Annotated in this window: 14 protein-coding genes; 2 read left to right on the plus strand and 12 right to left on the minus strand. The window is 36.9% G+C overall.

The window, feature by feature from the left end:
• Window positions 1-48: 48 nt before the first annotated feature.
• Both RGT18_RS08430 and rlmD read right to left on the minus strand, forming a co-directional pair.
• Window positions 49-330 carry a CD1845 family protein gene (locus RGT18_RS08430; protein ID WP_028078920.1) on the minus strand — a complete coding sequence of 94 codons (282 nt, stop codon included), beginning with the start codon at window positions 328-330 and terminating at the stop codon, window positions 49-51.
• A gap of 18 nt (window positions 331-348) precedes the next feature.
• Complete coding sequence (gene rlmD / locus RGT18_RS08435) at window positions 349-1,740, minus strand: 23S rRNA (uracil(1939)-C(5))-methyltransferase RlmD (protein WP_245580954.1); 1,392 nt, start codon at window positions 1,738-1,740, stop codon at window positions 349-351.
• A 326-nt stretch (window positions 1,741-2,066) separates the two neighbouring features.
• On the opposite strand from rlmD, the gene RGT18_RS08440 reads away from it, so the two are divergent.
• A complete protein-coding gene (locus RGT18_RS08440; RefSeq protein ID WP_338175909.1) occupies window positions 2,067-3,242 on the plus strand; it encodes an IS110 family RNA-guided transposase in 1,176 nt (391 codons plus the stop codon).
• 138 nt (window positions 3,243-3,380) lie between these two features.
• On the opposite strand, the gene RGT18_RS08445 is transcribed toward RGT18_RS08440, so the two are convergent.
• Genes RGT18_RS08445 through RGT18_RS08470 form a run of 6 tightly spaced genes read right to left on the minus strand, consistent with a single transcriptional unit; the run spans window position 3,381 to window position 8,148 of the window.
• Window positions 3,381-4,028, minus strand: coding sequence for an HAD family hydrolase (locus RGT18_RS08445; protein ID WP_051241003.1), 648 nt, complete (start codon window positions 4,026-4,028; stop codon window positions 3,381-3,383).
• Window positions 4,029-4,087: 59 nt separating this feature from the next.
• Complete coding sequence (locus RGT18_RS08450) at window positions 4,088-4,900, minus strand: metallophosphoesterase family protein (protein ID WP_028078278.1); 813 nt, start codon at window positions 4,898-4,900, stop codon at window positions 4,088-4,090.
• Window positions 4,900-5,682, minus strand: coding sequence for a phosphonate ABC transporter, permease protein PhnE (gene phnE, locus RGT18_RS08455; RefSeq protein ID WP_037403990.1), 783 nt, complete (start codon window positions 5,680-5,682; stop codon window positions 4,900-4,902). The genes RGT18_RS08450 and phnE (RGT18_RS08455) overlap by 1 nt, the downstream gene beginning before the upstream one ends.
• Window positions 5,679-6,458, minus strand: coding sequence for a phosphonate ABC transporter, permease protein PhnE (phnE, locus tag RGT18_RS08460; protein WP_028078280.1), 780 nt, complete (start codon window positions 6,456-6,458; stop codon window positions 5,679-5,681). Before phnE (RGT18_RS08460) ends, phnE (RGT18_RS08455) begins: the two co-directional genes overlap by 4 nt.
• Window positions 6,448-7,218 carry a phosphonate ABC transporter ATP-binding protein gene (gene phnC / locus RGT18_RS08465; RefSeq protein WP_028078281.1) on the minus strand — a complete coding sequence of 257 codons (771 nt, stop codon included), beginning with the start codon at window positions 7,216-7,218 and terminating at the stop codon, window positions 6,448-6,450. Before phnC ends, phnE (RGT18_RS08460) begins: the two co-directional genes overlap by 11 nt.
• Before the next feature lie 3 nt (window positions 7,219-7,221).
• Window positions 7,222-8,148, minus strand: a complete 927-nt coding sequence (locus tag RGT18_RS08470) for a phosphate/phosphite/phosphonate ABC transporter substrate-binding protein (protein ID WP_028078282.1) — start codon at window positions 8,146-8,148, stop codon at window positions 7,222-7,224.
• Between the two features lie 102 nt (window positions 8,149-8,250).
• Between RGT18_RS08470 and RGT18_RS08475 the strand changes: the two genes are divergently transcribed.
• Window positions 8,251-8,931, plus strand: coding sequence for a Crp/Fnr family transcriptional regulator (locus RGT18_RS08475; RefSeq protein WP_081659537.1), 681 nt, complete (start codon window positions 8,251-8,253; stop codon window positions 8,929-8,931).
• Between the two features lie 54 nt (window positions 8,932-8,985).
• Here the strand turns inward: RGT18_RS08475 and RGT18_RS08480 are convergent, their stop codons facing one another.
• From RGT18_RS08480 to RGT18_RS08495, 4 genes are all read right to left on the minus strand, one after another.
• A complete protein-coding gene (locus RGT18_RS08480; protein WP_028078284.1) occupies window positions 8,986-10,923 on the minus strand; it encodes a C69 family dipeptidase in 1,938 nt (645 codons plus the stop codon).
• Window positions 10,924-11,099: 176 nt separating this feature from the next.
• On the minus strand, window positions 11,100-13,061 hold the full coding sequence (locus RGT18_RS08485) for an NAD(+) synthase (RefSeq protein ID WP_028078285.1): 1,962 nt from the start codon (window positions 13,059-13,061) through the stop codon (window positions 11,100-11,102).
• A complete protein-coding gene (locus tag RGT18_RS08490) occupies window positions 13,051-13,683 on the minus strand; it encodes a nicotinate-nicotinamide nucleotide adenylyltransferase (RefSeq protein ID WP_028078286.1) in 633 nt (210 codons plus the stop codon). The genes RGT18_RS08485 and RGT18_RS08490 overlap by 11 nt, the downstream gene beginning before the upstream one ends.
• Window positions 13,680-15,197 carry a nicotinate phosphoribosyltransferase gene (locus tag RGT18_RS08495; protein ID WP_028078287.1) on the minus strand — a complete coding sequence of 506 codons (1,518 nt, stop codon included), beginning with the start codon at window positions 15,195-15,197 and terminating at the stop codon, window positions 13,680-13,682. Before RGT18_RS08495 ends, RGT18_RS08490 begins: the two co-directional genes overlap by 4 nt.
• Window positions 15,198-15,199: the final 2 nt, after the last annotated feature.

Consider the following 15,199-nt stretch of genomic DNA (forward strand, 5'->3'; position numbering starts at 1 on the left):
GATAGTTTTTTCTTCTATCGCCTTTGGTAACCATTTTTATGAAATTTTTTAGATTGATTTTATTGCTTCATTGATACCTTGCAAAAAAGCTATAACAGTTGCACCAACCATCGGTATTCCGTATGGACTTAACAGTAATCCTAATATCAATGCTTCTATGCCAATTGAAAAATCTTTTTGAAACAATGATACAACCCCGACAACTACACACATAATCATTAGCAAATACAGTATTGTTGTTCCTATGGCAAGTAAAAATGATAGAAATGCTGTGAGGATACTTAATGCCAAGCTAATTGGAAACAAGATTATTTTTATTATCCATCTCATAAATACCCTCCATTTCTTTTAAATCATTTTAAAATGCCTTAAAGCATCCATGATGGCTTCCTCTTTTTCCGGTGTGCATTGTGGAATAACCTGTTTCTCTTTTTTCGATTTGTTATAATGCTCCCTCAGTTTAATTCCGCATTTCTTTTTTATCTGAGCAATATATAGTGTAGGTACTTTTAATCCAAATTTATTCCAAACATATTCTTTGATTTGAGCATATGTTGCCTTGCTCTCTGCACTTGTCAAATCCAGCTCATCCAGCTTAATTTCAACATCTATATGCTTATCGACATCGAGTTTGGACAAAAGTGCTACCGTCTCGACGTGTGGTGTAAAACAGAATAGATCAACTGGTACAATCTTTTTAATCTTATATCCAGCTTTCTTCAACGGTTCAATATCTGTTATCTGTGTATATGGATTACAAGAGATATACACAACTCTATCTGGAGAAAGCTGTGCTAGTTTATGCATGAATGGTAGTGTCATTCCAGATCTTGGTGGATCTAGAATTACTACATCTGGTTTTATATTCATGCGTTGAATAAACTCTGCCGCATCTGCTGAATAGAATTCTGTATTTAATAATTTGTTGTGCTTTGCATTGTTTTTAGCATCTCGTATAGCTTGTGGATTGATTTCAACTCCAATAACATGCTTTGCAGATTGAGCCGCTAGTAAAGAGATTGTTCCAATACCACAACATGCATCCAATACAACATCAGTATCTTTAATCTTCGCAAGTGATAGTGCTCTACGATAGAGCACTTCCGTTTGTTCTGGATTAACTTGATAGAATGACTTTGATGAAACGCGGAACTCTAAGCCACCAATACGGTCAGTGATATAACCTGGACCATATAATACTCTTTCATCTTTTCCAAGTATCATCGATGTATGAGCACGATTAAAATTCAGAATAATCGTTTTAATCTGTGGAAATTTCTTTACCAGTGCGTTTACGAAATTCTTTGAACTTGGTAGTCCCTTTGAACCAATTACGATATCAAGTAAAACATCATTTGTTGCTTTCGAGATACGAATATACGCATGACGTAACATACCCCTACCACTATCTTCATCGTAAATTTCAATACGCATGGATTCTGCTAACTTACAGATTGTCGTAAGAATCTCATTTGCGAGCGTATGTTGAATCAAACACATCTCACTTGGCACTTTACGATGACTATTTTCTTCATACATGCCTGCATAGATCCTGTTAGTCTTTTTATCTCTTGCAAAGCTTGCATAGATTTTATGACGATAGTGATACGGATCTTTCATGCCAAGCACCGGTTCAACTGCTTTGGTACGGAAAATCTTACGCATCTCTTCACGTTTCATTTTTAATTGTTCTTCATATGGGACATCGATGTATGCACATCCACCACACTTTTTACTCACTGGGCAATACTTCATATGATTGGTATATACAAATTAAGCTCATCCAGCTAAGCAAAATCTGTATACATCTCCTTTCTTGCCCAGATTAGTATCGGTCTGGGAAACCGTGTAGAATTGAGATCGTGAATGCGTACTAGAATCTTATATGTTTGTAGCTTTGACTACGTGAGGTATTATCTGACCGCTTCGTTGTATAGAAATTGTTATTAGTTAGATGAGCCCTTCTTTTATTGAAGTGAGTTCCCATTTCGCACCATATTCTTTGATACTTCTGAAACGGTGGTACTGGTATTCATCACAGCTTAATTTTGAAAGGAGTCATTTACATGATCAACATTGGTATCGATATCGGTAAGTTCAAGCACTGTGCTCCAGTACTCGATGATTCTACCGGTGAAGTTCTCATCAAACCCTTCTTCCTCACAAACGATCGGAAGGGATTTGATCTACTCTATTCTAAAACGAAACAATTTATTCGCAGGAAACATTCCGTCGGTATGGAAGATACCGGTCATTATATGATCAATCTCACAAATTACCTACTCGACAAGAAATTCACTGTCAAATACATCAATCCAAGGGCTACCTGCCTACGTCGCAAAGAACTTGGTATATCTGCCAAGAATGACAGAAAAGATGCGCTTTTAATAGCAGAAATGTTAAGTGAGAAGAAATTCTGGCGTTCCATTTCTCCACGTTCTATTGAAAATGGTAAATTTCGTGATATCACTCGTCTTTATTACCAACTCCAAGAGCAGCAGAATCAAGATATGAATCGACTACAGAGAGCGCTAGATATCGTATTTCCAGAAGTGAATTCACTTTCATGGACACGCTACTCAAAAGCGTATATGAAATTCTTGTCAGCTTACCCTAGTGCTTCATCAATCGCCTTTGAAGATATCCGTAATCTTCGCAAGGCACTCAAAACAGAGGGAAGAGGCAGACAATGCAAAGTGACTGCAGAAGAAATCAGATACCTTGCCAAGCATTCTGTTGGCGAAGATAGCAGCTCCATTGATTTGGAAGTAACATCTATCATCGCTATCATCAATGCCAGAGAAGAACAGATTCGTATTTTGGAAAAGAAAATAGAAGAATTCAGTCACAAGCTAAACTCTCCTATCATTTCCATCCCTGGCATTTCTCATATCTCAGGAATGACAATTCTTGCGGAAATCGGAGATATCAATCACTTTCATAACACGGAAAATTTGATATCCTTTGCAGGAATGGATCCGCTTGTCTACCAGTCCGGCAAATATGACGCTACACATATGCCTATATCCAAGCACGGCTCAAGATATATGCGCAAGGCTCTGTATCAAGCCGTATTCACTGTCTGTAAATATTCTCCGACCTTCCATGCCTATTATACTAAAAAACGTAATCAAGGGAAGTCTCACAGATGTGCCCAAGGTCATTGTGCACGAAAGCTTCTCCGTGTGATATACAAACTTCTTAGTTCGAACTCTCCCTATGATCAAAATCATATTCACTGATTGATTCATCAACCTACAATAATGATCTACATAGTCAAAGCTACAAATGTAGTTGTTTTAACTGTACTCTATTCACGATTTCAAAGATCATTTTTGAGACTCTTCTGGATTTTTGTGAGTCTCAATATTTTTCAAATTTTACTTGATTTTCTTATAGTTAAATACCTCTTTTAATGTATATACAACGTTATCTGTTACCTTGCGTAAAACTTCATATGATTGATGACCATTTGCAATCAGTACACAATCATGAATACCAAGTGCTTCCGCAACTTCTTTATCATGAACAGTATCACCGATGTATTTACATTCAGATGGTTCCGCATGACTCTTTTCCATCCAAATCTTTGCCATCTCGACTTTTGAAGCCGCAAGCATATTATCAATCCCTAGAATTTCATCAAAGTATTGATCAATTCCTAGTAATTTACACTGCTCTACAAGTTTATCATGACGAGATGCGGACAGAATAACATTGCAATATCCAAGCTGGATTGCCTTTTCTACCATAGTAATAAAATCATCCATCAAAGAACACTCATCGAAACGACGGTCGTATTCTTGATTAAATTCAAGAGATACTTCCTCATAGCTTTCTGTATCAAAGGTATAACCAATATGGTAATAGTAGTTAATTACCGGAAACGAGAATGTGTTGAGATAGTCTTGTTTTGTGACAGGATACTTCTCCATTTCCCTCTTTTTTAACATTTCATTTTCAATCGATAAGCACAATTGTAAATCATCTAAAATTGTGCCATTAAAGTACCAAATTAAAGTTTTCATGGATTGATTATATCATCTCTTTTCGATGTCTAAGAAAAAAGATGTCGCCATCAACAGGATTATGTATCCGCGTTAATATCGACATCGATTTCTTGAATCTTATTTTCCTTAAATTTCCAACTGCATACTTTTGTAGGCTTATTTATCATATATGATGTAGTTGAAACATGGTTATCAATTAAATCATATATTTTATACCCAGCCATATCATAGAATGTAACACTGTCATTTTCAGTATTATTTTTTCCCTGAAAGGATGTACTTGGACCTACGCTATAGTATGTATCATTGATTGTATAGTCTTCACTCCAATGTACATGACCTTGCATGACTAATACTGTATTCGTATTTTGAATATGCTGAATAAACTTTCCAGCTTGTGGTAAACATGGTATCCCTGGATATTTTCTGACTGGATGATGCATCAAAATGATTTTCTTTTCAGGTGTATTTAGTTTTTTATCAAGCCAAGAGAAATCCTCCTCTGTGAATTTCCCATTTGCATTTCCATACTCAGAATTATTTAATGCAAGAATCGTATAGTCCTGTATTTGATGCATAGTATGACTTTTAGTTCCAAATACTTGCTGATAATTATCATTATCATGATTTCCAGGAATCGCTATGCTTAGGATTTCCGGAAAGTATTGCTTAACAATACTTTCCACTGTACGATAATCATCAGCACTTCCATTATCACAGATATCACCCGTCAAACAAACACAATCATATTCTCCGTGTTGTAGCGCATCTTGCAAGCACATCTCCAAGTGCTTTAATGGACTCTCTAGTTTAGCAAGTAGTCTTTCATATGCATCATCGGCTGTGTAATGTGTACGATAATGTATATCACTTAATTGCAAGATTCTCATTACTTCAGCTTCTTTCTAAGCCATCCATTTGCGATATCTAATACAAATACAGTCACAACAACTACCAGTAAGATAATGCTTACTTTATCCCAGTTTCTTGCTTGGATTGCAAAGATTAATGGTGCACCAATTCCACCTGCACCAACAAGACCAAGTGTTGCGGCAGACCTTACACCAATTTCAAAGTGATTTAAAATCAGGGATGTATATGTTGGCATTACTTGTGGAAGACGCGCATAGAAGAAAGTTTGTACTGGGTTGGCACCTACTGAATGCATCGCTTCAATCGCATCCTCATTCATTTTTTCCATCTCCTCGGTAAAAAGTTTCCCTAGCATACCGATTTGATGAACACCAATCGCTAATACTCCCGCAAATGGACCAGGACCTACCATCTTTACAAAGATGATTGCATATATTAATTCTGGGAAACTACGCAATACATCCAAGATGATTTTAGTGATCTTTGGTACTAGCGTATTTCTTGACCATAGGTTATGGCTAGCTAGTAACATCAATGGAAATGCCAAGATAGTACCGATTGCTGTTCCTACGAAAGCTATCGCAATTGTAAGAATCATGAGTGAGAATACATCTTCTCCACTGCCATCGAAGAAATATGACCAATCAGGTTTTAACAATCCTCTGACTGTATCTATTACCATGGAGGGTGAAAAATTATTCAGTGCTGAATAATCTAAGCCATAACCTGATAGGATAATCAATAATATAAGGCATAGTAGTATCCATATCGTTGAATACTTTCGAAGAGTTCCTATCATACACACTTCCTCCTTGCGTATTCACTGATTGTATCTACTAGAATAACCAATATCAAAATCATTAGGATAATGATTGATACACGATCATACTTAAATAGCGCTAGCGAAGTATTTAAGATAATACCAATTCCACCTGCTCCAACATAGCCTAGTACAGTTGAAGAACGTATATTAATTTCTAATGCATAGAAAGTATAGCTGATTACAGCTGGTAATATTTGTGGCCAAACCGCCCATACTGCAATCTTAAACTTATTAGCTCCCACAGACTCAGCGGATTCAACAGGTAGTGTATCAATCGTTTCAATAGATTCATACAGTAGCTGCGATACTAAGCCAAAGGTAAAGATGGTCAAGGTAATCACACCTGTAACTTCCCCAATACCAACAATCGATACTAAGATAGCTGCTAGAAGTGTATTAGGAATTGTACGAATGATATTCATCACAAAGCGAATACAACCTGTTAGTACGGCATTCTTCGTAATCAGTGTTGTCGCAAGAAAAGAGAACGGAATGGCTAAAAGTACACCTAGTAAAGTACTTAATATTGACATTTGAATCATCTTAATAATCGGTGTTATAAGTGATGGAAGATACGACCAATCTGGATGAAGTAGTTTCTGTAGAAACAATTGCATCTGTTTTGTATTTGAAAGTACTTCCGAAAGATTCGCATTTGTAATACGTATGCAGGCATATAAGCATATTACCAATACTGCAAATGTCCCTAAATGTTTATACCATTGATAATGAACTGTATCCTTAATCTTCATCTTGAACTTCCTCTTCAAGATTTGAGATGCCTTTGTAAATATAATTTAATTTTTCATCCGTAAGTTCTTCAGAAGTACCCTCAAATACCAACTTACCATCTTGTAAAGCAATAATCTTTGTCGCAAATGCCTTAGCTAGTTCTACTGAGTGAATATTTACAATAACTGTGATACCTAGTTGTTCGTTAATATCCTTTAGATCAGATAGAATCTTCTTCGATGTTACAGGATCCAAGGAAGCTACAGGTTCATCCGCTAGGATGATAGTTGCTTCTTGAAAGAGTGTTCTAGCAATAGATACTCTTTGTTGCTGCCCACCTGATAATTCATCGCAACGACTATGGAGTTTATTCTCTAATCCAACTTTAGCTAAAACTTCATTACATAACTGATAATCTTTATTAGAGAATAATCCTAACGTACTTTTTAGCGTACTATAGGTTCCAAGTTTTCCAGATAGTACATTCTTCTGTACTGTATTACGCTTAACCAAGTTAAATGATTGAGATATCAAACCAATTTGTGTTCGTATCGTTTTCAATTCTTTCTTATTGGCTTTGGTGATTGATTTACCATCTATCAAAATTTCACCATTCGTAATCTCATTAAGACGATTAATAGAGCGCAATAATGTTGATTTGCCCGCACCAGAAAGACCGATAATCGCAACAAATTCAGCATCTTGAATCGTTAGATTTACATGATCTAGTGCATGTACTCCATTTTTGTATATCTTTGAAACATTTCTTAATTCAATCATTTCTTATTGTGCTGCCTTTTCGATATAGTTAGACATTGTGTCATATGCCTTTTCATCTGCTTCTATATAGCCAGTATGATTCCATAATGACATTGCATCTTTTGCGGCTTCATCTTGATTCATATTTAAGAATACTTCTTTAATCAGCTGTTGTAGTTTTTCATCCATCGTTGGTAATACCGCAATCGCATCATTTGGAATATCACCCTTTGTCAAATATAGAACTTTCAAATCTTTAAATAGATCATTTGTTCCTTCAAACTTCTTTTGGAAAACGTAACGTGCGCCTTCAAATACAAATGCAGCATCTACTTGTCCATTTAAAACTGCTGTAATTTCAGATGGAATATCATTAACTGTTACAATTGTGCAATCAGTCGTTGGATTAATACCAGCATCCTTCATTTCTGCTACAGGATAGATATAACCAGAAGCAGAATTAGGACTTAGTGTAGCAATCTTCTTACCCTTTAAGTCAGCGAGAGATTGAATATTTGAATCTGCTCTAACAATCACTTCTCCTTTAAATGAGTTTGTTGATGAACCTTCAATTGGCATTTCTGTTTCTTGATCATAATCTACCAATTTAGAAGATAAGAGAGCTTTCGCTGCACCTTGGTTCTTTGCCTGTACATAGGCAGCTGGTGGCATAATACCTAAATCAACCTTACCGGATGCCATTGCTTCAACAATTGTTGAATAGTCAGTTGCAAGTGTTACCTCAACTTTACGTCCAAGTTTTTCTTCTAAATACGCAGCAAATGGTTTTGTCTTCGCTTCCATTGAGCCGTCGTTATTTGTTGGAACAAACTGTACAACAAGTGGTTTATCTTCACTTGTAGAAGAAGTTTCTTTTGTCCCTGTTGCGCCACATCCGCCAAGTAATGCCATGCAAAGAGAAAGTACTGCAGATACAAATATTTTTTTCATATTCTTTCTATCTCCTTATTCGGAGCTCCTTATACAAACATTCTAAACGAATATTAAAAATTGTCTTTGCAGAAAGTGACATATGTCATATAAAATGAGTTCATGGAATGGATAGATAACAGATACTTACTAACAGAATATTTTAAGAAGACTAAATTCTCTCAATATTTCGGATTCCCTGTCAAAGACATTGTAAAACTGTGTCGTTTTCACAGAGGAGAACAAATAATCAAATCTGATATGATATCCGACTTTATCTATTTTCTATTAGATGGTGAAGTAAAGTTTTTAGTAACTAGTGATAGTGGAAAAATTGTATATCTAGGTGGCTGTAAGGAATTTACTGTTCTAGGTGAGGTTTCCTCCCTTTGGAAAATGAAACCAATGACTAGTGTTGTTGCCTCAACAGAATGCATATGTTTTTGCATTTCACTAGACACATACCGCAATCGTCTTTTGGATGATAATACATTTTTACGTTATATCAGTAAGACAATGGCTTATCGCCTAACCAAAAGAGATGATGATGTAATCGTCGATAGAACAGAGACAGCATATACAAAAATGTGTGCTCTTATCATACAAAACTCACAAAGCACAATGTTTACTTTAGATTTACAGGAATGTGCACGTACACTATCCATCAGTTATCGCCAAGTCATTCGTGTAATGAATCGATTACTCCAAGAAAAACTCATTAAAAAAGTAAAAAAGAAATACTATATTTTGGACTACAGTGCTTTATACGCAAATACGAATGAAAACTATTTCTTCTATGAATAGTTATATAACTAACTCGATAAAAAAGTCAGACCAAATTGATCTGACTTGATACGATTAGCGTAATTTCTTTCTGATAACTTGTGCCGCAAGCGCTACTACGATAACTGCTCCAACCAGTAACACAACAGACTGTGGTGTCGTCTTAGGCTTTGTTGTTTCTGTTTCAGTTGTAGCTTCTTTGCTTTCAGATACTGTATATGCAATGTGTGTTGCCTTTGTTGTAAAGACATACTTATCATCCTTTACTTCAGCAGTAATTTCATTTGTGCCATCTGTAAATGTAGGCTTTCCATTGAATGCTGTTGTAGGAATAGAATATGTTAAGTCTTGTTTTACTTCTTCAACTGGATTTCCATAGTGATCTACAATATTAAGTTCACCAGACATCATATCTTCAGCAGGTGCCACACTTAACTTCATTCCAATATCTGCACTAGCTTTCGGAACGAGTACCTCTGTTCCTGTAAAGACAGCCTTAGCACGTTTTCCGAAGAACTTGATTGTATAGTCATTTTCTTTGATATACTTTTGGAACTTCTCAAGGATTTCCGCATGGATTTCCTTCATCGTCTCATATGCCTTTGTCGCAGCTTCGTGGTTTTTAGTTGTTGCTTCATCTGCTGTTAATATTGTCGTAACAGCGTTTTTAATTTCTTCACTTTCCAGTGCTTCAAGCTTCTTAGAAACGATTGGTTGGAATTCATCACGGTTATATTCCACCATGAATAATGTGTCCATTGCTAACCAATATACTGAATCTTCATTAAATTCATTATTTTCATTCTGTGCCTGTTCAATACCAGAATTCTGAGTTGGATAGTATGCCACAAATGGTGAAGTTAATGGGGAACCTAATGATAACCACATTGTTCCTGGATATTCTTTCGTTGCGGTTGAAGGAAGATGATAGATATGTGCTTCCATTGTGTTGCGGTTGCCAATTGGATATAGGTTTCCACGACCTAAGTCATCTGCTACCTGGTTAATGGTTTCCAAACGGTTACGTGTAAATGCCATTGCATCAGCTAATGTAATCTTCTTTGAAGTCGTCTGTAAGAATGGATATACATCACCTTCGAATTTAGCATCTGGATTAAACTGCTTAATACCAGAACATACGCGTGATACGTTGCTTTCGGATAGTTCAGGTAATGCATAGGATGCGTACAAATCAATGGTACGTGTTAACTCATCACCCTTGAACGTCTTGGCTTCTGTTGGGACTTTGAAGATATCCTTGGAATAGATATAATTTCCATCTTCAGAAATGTTATAGTTTTCCTTTTCTTCCCCTACGGTTAATCTGCATTCATTCAACCAAAATGAGTTAGGGAATACGGAATACTTATCACGTGGATATCGCATTGCCACAAACTGGTGACCGGTATAGATTTCCATGTACCAAAGTTCATTATGGTCTGCTACGACTAGACCATTACCTTCTCCAGCACCCTTTGTTGCGACTTCTTGTGCGATAAATTCGACTGCTTGTCTTGCATTATCACAACTTCCTAATACTGCTGTTGTGATAATAGCCTCTGTAATACCAATTGGCTTTGTTGTATCTGTGCCATCCAAATATGGATCTACACCCAATACATCCTCATTTGCACTTGCGGAAACCGTCATATCCGCAATTAAGCCTTTTTCATTAAAGCCTGTTTCGTCAAAATTACCATATTCTGGTGTTGTATCGCTGACGGATGTATAACGATAAGAATCATGTGTAAATGTAAAGGAGTAGCCATTGTCTGGGTCTACAGAAACGTCTTTGATAGTTTCACCAGCCTTATGTTCTCCTGCTTGATGGACTTTATATACCTTATTATGATTGACTTCTAAGTCTTCTGTACGTCCAAAAATCGTACTACCATCTTCTGTTAAATCGCCACCGATAATCACACCGGTACATGCATACGCTGAAATGATACTGGATGAGGCTACTAAAGCAGCTATTGATGCGCTGAATAGCCTTGAAATACATTTTTTCATTTTATTATCCCTCCAATGATATATGAACAAAGTGTAAGAAGATTGAATTCCTCCCTTCTTGTAATCTTCTTCTTGGTACCTTCATTATAGAGAATACCTCTACAAAATTGTGGAAATATACATTCTTCTTTCTTGTATATTCTCGTATGAAAAAGGCTACTCCCATTGGAAGTAACCTAGGCTTTCTTAACTTGTTCTAACCAAAGCTCTGCACTAGCATCAGATGGCATACGCCAATCTCCTCTTGGAGAAAGTGTAACAGATCCAACCTTTGGACCATCTGGTAAGCAACTGCGTTTAAACTGCTGGTTAAAGAAACGCTTGAAGAAACGTAACATTGCCTCACGTACTTTTTCTTTCTCTAACTCAGGATATGCAGTTAATGCTAGAACCATGATCTTTTCTGGTGAATAGCCATAGCGTAATACATAGTATAAGAAGAAATCATTGAGATCATATTTACCAATCTTATCTTCAGTCCTCTGTGCAATCTTACCATTTTCATCATGTGGTGTTAGTTCTGGTGAAATTGGTGTATTACAAATCTTTAAGAGTACTTCTTTGAGATCTTCTTGATTGCAGATATATGCATAAGTTCTACAAATATACTGTACAAGTGTCTTTGGTACAGAGGCATTTACCGCATACATAGACATGTGATCACCATTATATGTGCACCATCCTAGTGCTAGCTCAGAAAGATCTCCTGTTCCAACAACGAGTCCATTTGCCATATTTGCGACATCCATCAAGATGTAAGTACGCATACGTGCTTGTGCATTTTCGTAGGTTGTATCGCCATCTCCTTGATAACTACCAGGATGACCAATCTGTTTGAGATGGGCTTGTACACCCTCTTCAATCGCAACTTCATGCATCTCTATATCTAATGCACGCATTAAATCTAAGGCATTGTTATATGTGTATGAAGTTGTATTACCATGGCTTGGTAATGTATAGCCGATGATATGGATATCAGGAACTAACTTTCTTGCTTGATGACATACAAGTAATGCAAGTGTGCTATCCAAACCACCCGAGATACCGATGACCAGATTTTTAATTCCTGTGGAACGAACACGTGTTGCTAGACCATTTGCTTGGATCTCTAAGATCTTCATACAACGACGACCACGCTCTTCATCATCAACTGGCACAAATGGATTACGGTTAACGACATAGCCTTCTTTGCATAATGCATCTACTAGTTCATCTACTGTAATTTCATCTTGATTAGAGATTGGTTTGATAGAAACATCTACGTATACATAGTCATCGTGATTTTCTTCTAAATCAAACGTAGTCTGATGACGACGATTCTTTTCAATGGACTCTAAATCAATCACAACAGTTTCAACCTTTGTATCTTCTGGGAAGATGGAATCTGTTAGTAGACGTCCATTGCATGCAATCATACTATGACCAGAGAAAACTAGGTCAGTGCTACTTTCATCCGTTGCACTAGATACATATAGATAGGCACAATAACAGCTAGCACTCTGCTGTAATACCATCGTGCGACGATAGTCCTGCTTACCAATCATTTCATCAGACGCAGATAAGTTTGCAATGATATTGGCTCCCGCAAGACACGCATGTGTACTTGGTTTATCAGGTACCCATAAATCTTCACAGATATCTAGACCAACGATGGCCCCACTACGACTATCACATGCTAGTATATTTCTGCCGAATGGTATAAATTCATCACCTAATTGAATCGTTTGGCTAACGATATTCTTACCACTTGTAAACCATCTACTTTCATAGAACTCGCTGTATGTTGGAAGATTGATCTTAGGTACTATAGCTACAATCACACCTTCAGAGATATATACTGCACAGTTATATAAATGGTTTTCAAAACGTAACGGTGCACCAACCACAACTGTTAGTCCCTCTAGTTTATTAGACGCATTAGCAATCTTAAACAGTCCTTCTTCCACTGCATCTAACAGTGTAAACTGTCCAAAAAGATCGCCACAAGTATATCCAGTTAAACATAATTCTGGATAAACTAGGAAACCTGCATCCGCATTTTCATTCATTGTTTGGATGATTTGTGCAGTGTTATATGTGACATTCGCCACTTTCATCCTTGGTACAACAGTACCAACTTTTATCATTCTATTTTTCATGATTATCCTCACTGAAAAGGTAACTACTTAGACCATGTAATTCTTTTGGTAATGTTTCCTGTAGCATTTGTATCGCATCTTTTGCGATGAGAAATTGCTTACGTACTTCAGTAGAGGAAATATGGTGATATTCCTTTGGTGTATGTACGACCTCAATATACTGAGAAAGACTTGATAGATATGGATCATTTGCAATCATCTTTTCGCAATCATCGTCATATCTTGCCATACACACAATGCCATATTCCTTCGCAATCTCTTCTACATGTTTCCAACCAGTTTTTAATTCTGGCAACTTATCAGAGCCAAACAATAACTTGCAAGCATATCCCTTCTCTTTTAGATAACAGAGCGTTTGATATGTACGTGGTTGACTTTCTTCCTTTAACTCATAGTCACTAACCATAAGCTTTAGATGTGCTTTACAGATACTTTCTAGCATCGCTAGTCGCTCTGTATCATGAAAGGCAAAGTTCTTTGCTTGATCATGTTCGATATAGCTCATTTTACTAGGCATGAAGATAACCTTTGTAGCACCTGTTTTTTCACAAGCATATTCTGCTAGTTCGATATGAGCTTTCGTCGGTGGATTAAAGGCTCCCACAAATAACAGATAACTCAAATGATGCCTCCATGGAGTTTCTCATATAACTCCTCTCTGAGCTTGGCTACTGCCGGTGTTAAGTCTACATAGTGTTTGTGCGGCATCTCTGTACGTAGTTCAGATTCCCAAATACGATACTGTAATTGTTCCTTAACATATTCCTTTTTCGCACGAATGTCTGGTAAATCTAGAACAATCTCTCCATTTAACATATGTGGAATTAAAATCTTTTCTACGTGATTTGGAATAATTGTCTTACGTCTTTCAAAGGCATCTGAATCAAGGTTAACAACCTCAACAGGCTTACCGTTTTCAATCACTTCTGTATCAAGAGAGATAATATCACACTGTCCTTTTCCTTCTTCATCGAATACGCGCCAAGCCATTAGCTTGCCAGGAATAACTGCCTTACTAGAAGAGTCAGAACACTTCATCTTTGGTGTATAGCTACCATCTTTTTCTTTAACGGCGACCAACTTATATACACCACCAAAGACAGGGTCTGTCGCAGCTGTAATGAGTTTTTCTCCTACTCCATAATAGTCAAACTTTGCATGTTCATAGAGTTCCATGTTTGCCATCTTCTTTTCATCTAAAGAATTAGATGCGACAAGTTTGATATATGGCTTGCCAGCTTCATCTAAAGCACGGCGTAAACGCTTATAACCACGTGCTAAGTCACCAGAATCAATACGTGCACTCTTAACACGCTTATTTGGATCATTTGGATATTTCGCAATCAACTCATCATCTAATTGAATTAAATGAGGAAGTCCTGAATCAAAGATACTATAAGTATCTAGTAACAATGAGACATTTTCAGGATAAGTTTCCGCATAGGCACGGAAGGCATCCATCTCGGTTGGGAAGAATTCGATATAACTATGTGCAACTGTACCAACAGCCTTCACATCAGGTCCATACTTCATCTCCGCAAGGCAGTTAGCAGTACCGATACAACCACCTAAGATAGCCGCATACGCACCATCATTACCTGCAGACATACCCTGTGCACGACGTGTACCAAATTCCATGACATTTCTTGGCGTCTTATTACTTAGTCCAGTAATACGAGTTGCCTTTGTGGCGATTAAGGAATGGAAGTTCATTGTCTGTAATAGATAGGTTTCAATTAAGACTGCACCTACCATATCACATTCAATACGTACCATTGGTACCTGAGGATAACATACAGTACCCTCACGCAGCATGTATACATCACCCTTCCACTTATAGTTACGTAGATATTCACAAAACTCCGGACTCATACCCTTGGTTAACAACCACTGAATATCAAAATCTGTAAAGTGATAATTCTTTAAGAAACGTAATAACTTCTGTTGACCACAGCTAATTGCATATCCACCATCATCCGGATTATCTCTAAAGAACATGTTAAATACCATAATGGTATCTTTATATCCATGCATGAATAGTGAGTTTGCCATGGAGAATTCATAGAAGTCTGTGACCATTGCAGGATTGTCATAATCTTCATCTGGGATATATGGTTCTACTTGAATGTTGCTCATAT

Source organism: Solobacterium moorei (genome assembly GCF_036323475.1).
Classification (GTDB): Bacteria; Bacillota_I; Bacilli_A; order Erysipelotrichales; family Erysipelotrichaceae; genus Bulleidia; species Bulleidia moorei.

What these genes read in the sequence shown, in the direction of transcription:
- RGT18_RS08470 (WP_028078282.1), bottom strand. Translation starts at nt 8,148, where the DNA reads ATGAAAAAAATATTTGTATCTGCAGTACTTTCTCTTTGCATGGCATTA.
- phnC (WP_028078281.1), bottom strand. Translation starts at nt 7,218, where the DNA reads ATGATTGAATTAAGAAATGTTTCAAAGATATACAAAAATGGAGTACAT.
- RGT18_RS08480 (WP_028078284.1), bottom strand. Translation starts at nt 10,923, where the DNA reads ATGAAAAAATGTATTTCAAGGCTATTCAGCGCATCAATAGCTGCTTTA.
- RGT18_RS08475 (WP_081659537.1), top strand. Translation starts at nt 8,251, where the DNA reads ATGGAATGGATAGATAACAGATACTTACTAACAGAATATTTTAAGAAG.
- RGT18_RS08450 (WP_028078278.1), bottom strand. Translation starts at nt 4,900, where the DNA reads ATGAGAATCTTGCAATTAAGTGATATACATTATCGTACACATTACACA.
- phnE (WP_037403990.1), bottom strand. Translation starts at nt 5,682, where the DNA reads ATGATAGGAACTCTTCGAAAGTATTCAACGATATGGATACTACTATGC.
- RGT18_RS08485 (WP_028078285.1), bottom strand. Translation starts at nt 13,061, where the DNA reads ATGAAAAATAGAATGATAAAAGTTGGTACTGTTGTACCAAGGATGAAA.
- RGT18_RS08430 (WP_028078920.1), bottom strand. Translation starts at nt 330, where the DNA reads ATGAGATGGATAATAAAAATAATCTTGTTTCCAATTAGCTTGGCATTA.
- RGT18_RS08495 (WP_028078287.1), bottom strand. Translation starts at nt 15,197, where the DNA reads ATGAGCAACATTCAAGTAGAACCATATATCCCAGATGAAGATTATGAC.
- RGT18_RS08445 (WP_051241003.1), bottom strand. Translation starts at nt 4,028, where the DNA reads ATGAAAACTTTAATTTGGTACTTTAATGGCACAATTTTAGATGATTTA.
- RGT18_RS08440 (WP_338175909.1), top strand. Translation starts at nt 2,067, where the DNA reads ATGATCAACATTGGTATCGATATCGGTAAGTTCAAGCACTGTGCTCCA.
- phnE (WP_028078280.1), bottom strand. Translation starts at nt 6,458, where the DNA reads ATGAAGATTAAGGATACAGTTCATTATCAATGGTATAAACATTTAGGG.